The sequence below is a fragment of the Mycobacterium kyorinense genome, assembly GCF_002101735.1.
Lineage (GTDB): Bacteria > Actinomycetota > Actinomycetes > Mycobacteriales > Mycobacteriaceae > Mycobacterium > Mycobacterium kyorinense.
The window spans coordinates 1-4,165 of the sequence record NZ_LQPE01000051.1 but is presented as its reverse complement, the minus strand read 5'-3'; the positions used below and the strand labels follow the sequence as shown (position 1 = coordinate 4,165).

The window sequence follows — 4,165 nt, the reverse complement described above, 5'->3', positions numbered from 1 at the left end:
GGCGACGTCACCGGCACCGCCGACCCCACCGAACTGCGCACCCAACTCGGCGAGCGGCTGCCGGCCTACATGGTGCCGGCCGCGGTGGTCGCACTCGACGCAATGCCGTTGACGCCCAACGGCAAACTCGACACCCGCGCCCTGCCGGCGCCCGAGTACACCGCGGGTGGATACCGCGCGCCCACCAATCCGGTCGAGGAGATCGTGGCGGGCATCTACGCGCAGGTGTTCGGTCTTGAACGCGTCGGAGTCGACGATTCGTTTACCGACCTCGGCGGAGATTCACTGTCGGCCATGCGGGTCGTCGCAGCGATCAACATCAGCCTGGCCGCCAATCTTTCGGTGCGCAACGTATTCGAGGCGCCGACGGTTGCCCAGCTGGCGTCCCGTATCGGCGTAGGCGAGGGCCGGCTCGAACCGTTGAGGCCGGTGGAGCGGCCCGCGGTGGTTCCGTTGTCGTTTGCCCAGCAGCGATTGTGGTTCATCGACCAGTTGCAAGGCCCCTCACCGGTTTACAACATCGCGGTGGCACTGCGGTTTAGTGGGCGACTGGACGTCGATGCCCTGCGTGCGGCGCTGGCCGACGTGGTGGGCCGTCATGAAACGCTTCGCACCTTGTTCGTCGCACCTGAGGGCATCCCTGCGCAGGTGGTGGTACCCGCAGCGCAGAGCGATTTCGGGTGGGATGTGGTCGATGCGACCGGTTGGTCGGCGGACCGGCTGGATGCCGCGATTGGCGCTGCCGTTCGTCACACGTTTGATCTGGCAACGGAAGCCCCTTTGTGGACAAGGCTTTTCACGGAAAGCGCCGACGAGCACGTATTGGTGGCCGTGGTGCACCATATCGCCGCCGATGGCTGGTCGATTGCGCCGTTGGTGCGTGATCTCGGGCTGGCCTACGCCAGCCGGTGTGCGGGGCAGGCGCCGGGCTGGGACCCGCTGGTCCTGCAGTATGTCGATTACACGCTGTGGCAGCGGGCGCAGTTCGGTGAGTTTGACGATCCGGACAGCCCCATCGTCGCGCAGCTGGCCTACTGGGAGCAGGCCCTGGCCGGGATGCCCGAGCGGCTGGAGCTGCCGACCGATCGGCCTTATCCACCGGTTGCTGATCAGCGGGGTGCCAGCATCGCGGTCGACTGGCCGGCCGAACTGCAGCAGCAAGTGGCGCGTGTGGCCCGCCAGCACAAGGCGACCAGTTTCATGGTGATGCAGGCGGCCCTGGCAGTGCTGCTATCGAAGCTCAGTGCTAGTTCCGATGTGGCCGTGGGGTTTCCGATTGCGGGGCGCCGCGACGCGGCGCTCGACGAGCTGGTCGGGTTTTTCGTCAACACCTTGGTGCTGCGGGTCGACCTGGCCGGCGATCCCGATGTCGGGGAGTTGCTGGCCCGGGTGCGGCGGCGCAGTTTGGCCGCCTACGAGCATCAAGACGTGCCGTTCGAGGTGCTGGTCGAGCGGCTCAAGCCGACCCGCAGCCTGACCCATCACCCGCTGGTACAGGTCATGTTGGCCTGGCAGAACCTGCCCTGGCAGCACACCACCACCAGCGCCGAGCTGACTCTGGGTGATCTGGATGTGACACCACTGCCCGTCGAAACACAGTCTGCCCGCATGGATTTGGTGTTTTCACTCGCCGAATGCTGGAGCACGGACGGTGAGCCTGCCGGGATCAGCGGGATGGTGGAGTTTCGCACCGACGTGTTCGACGCGGCAAGCATCGAGGCGCTGATCGAGCGGTTGCGGCGGGTGTTGGTCGCAATGGCCGGGGATCCGGGCCGGTCGTTGTCGTCGATTGATCTGCTCGACGAGCTCGAGCACGCCCGCCTGGATGAGTGGGGTAACCGGGCAGTGTTGACCACGCCGACGCCTGCGGCGGTGTCGGTTCCGGGGTTATTCGCCACCCAGGTAGCCCAGACACCGGATGCGGTGGCGGTGGTGTGCGGGGATCGTTCGTGGACCTACCGTGAGCTGGATGAGGCGTCCAACCGCTTGGCGCATCTGTTGGTCGGACATGGCGCGCGGCCGGGACGTTATGTGGCGCTGCTGTTTTCGCGGTCGGCCGAGGCGATCGTGGCGATCCTCGCGGTGCTCAAAGCCGGGGCGGCCTATCTGCCTTTTGACCCGGCGCTGCCGGCGGCTCGAATCGGGTTCATGCTCGCCGACGCTGCACCGATCGCCGCCGTTGTCACCAGTGAGCTGCGGTCGCGGCTGGACGAATTTGACGTACTGACTATCGACGTCGATGACCCGGGTGTTGCTGCCCAGCCCAGCAGGGCGCTACCGGCGCCAAACCCAGATGACATCGCTTACTTGATCTACACCTCGGGCACGACTGGCCTGCCTAAAGGTGTTGGTATCACGCATCGTAACGTCACCCAGCTCCTGGGCTCCCTCGATGTCGGTCTGCCGCCAACGGGCGTGTGGTCGCACAGTCACTCGCTGGCGTTCGACGTGTCGGTGTGGGAGATCTTCGGCGCGCTGCTGCGCGGCGGGCGGCTCGTGGTGATATCGGGGTCGGTGACCGGCTCACCAGAAGGCTTCCACGATGTGTTGGTCGCTGAACAGGTTCGGGTGCTCACCGAGACACCCTCTTCGGTAAGCGTTTTGTCGCCTGAGGCGTTGGAGTCGACGACGTTGGTGGTGGCCGGGGAGGCGTGCCCGGCCGAGGTGGTGGATCGGTGGGCGCCGGGGCGGGTGATGGTCAACGCTTACGGTCCGACCGAGACCACGATGTGTGTGGCGATCAGCGCGCCGCTGAGGCCGGACGCGGGGGCGGTGCCGATCGGGTCGCCGGTGGCGGGTGCGGCGTTGTTCGTGCTGGACGGGTGGTTGCGCCCGGTGCCGGCCGGGGTGCTCGGCGAGTTGTATGTCGCCGGTGCCGGGGTAGGGGTCGGGTATGTGCGCCGGGCGGGATTGACGGCGTCGCGGTTTGTGGCGTGCCCCTTCGGCGGGTCCGGAACACGCATGTATCGCACCGGGGATTTGGTGCGCTGGCGCGCCGATGGTCAACTCGCCTATGTGAGCCGCGCTGATGAGCAGGTCAAGATCCGCGGGTATCGCATCGAGCTCGGTGAAATCCAGTCGGCGCTAAGTGGTTTGGATGGTGTGGAGCAGGCGGCGGTGGTTGCGCGCGAGGATCGCCCCGGCGACAAGCGCCTGGTGGGTTATGTCACCGGGAGCGCTGACCCGGCGCGGATCTGCGAGCAGTTGGCCGAGCGGCTGCCGGCCTACATGATCCCGTCCGCCGTGGTGGTGTTGGAGGCGCTGCCGCTGACCGTCAACGGCAAGCTCGACACTCGCGCGCTGCCGGCACCCGAATACGCCAGTGACGAATATCGGGCTCCGGCTAGCCCGGTGGAGGAGATCCTGGTAGGCATCTACGCTCAAGTCCTCGGGGTGGACCGTGTCGGCGTCGACGACTCTTTCTTCGACCTAGGCGGCGACAGCATTTCGGCGATGCGCCTGATCGCCGCGATCAATACTTCGCTGGATGCTGGTCTGTCGGTACGTGGCGTCTTCGAGGCGCCCACTGTGGCCCAACTCGCCCGGCGTATCGGCCTGAGTGCGAGTCGGCTGCCGCGGCTGATGCCAGTCGAGCGGCCCGCCGTGGTGCCGTTGTCGTTCGCTCAAAACCGGTTATGGATTCTCGACCAATTGCAGGGCCCCTCACCGGTTTACAACATATCGGCGGCGTTCCGTTTAAGTGGACGACTTGATGCCAGCGCGTTAGGGCAAGCACTGGCCGATGTGGTGTGCCGACACGAGAGCCTGCGCACACTGTTTGCCGCGCCGGAAGGAATACCACGGCAGCAGGTCATTTCCGGAGAGCATGCCGATTTCGGCTGGCAGGTTGTCGATGCCAGAGTCTGGTCAGCGGGCCAACTGGAGGAAGCCATCGGTGAGACAGCCCGCTACATGTTCGATCTGGCGGTCGAGATTCCGTTGCGCGCCAGGCTTTTCCGCGTAGCCGACGACGAGCATGTGCTAGTGGCCGTCGTACACCATATCGCCGCCGACGGGTGGTCGATCAGCCCGCTGGTGCGCGATGTGGGTGTGGCCTATGCCAGCCGGTGCGCGGGGCGGGCCCCGGAGTGGGCCGAGTTGCCGGTGCAGTATGTCGATTACACGTTGTGGCAGCGTGCCCAGTTCGGTTCACTTGATGATCCTG

Annotated in this window: 1 protein-coding gene; it reads left to right on the top strand. The window is 66.0% G+C overall.

The window, feature by feature from the left end; all coding sequences use genetic code 11:
• A partial coding sequence (locus AWC14_RS08145) for a non-ribosomal peptide synthetase (RefSeq protein ID WP_142281618.1) occupies window positions 1-4,165 on the top strand: 4,165 nt, incomplete at both ends.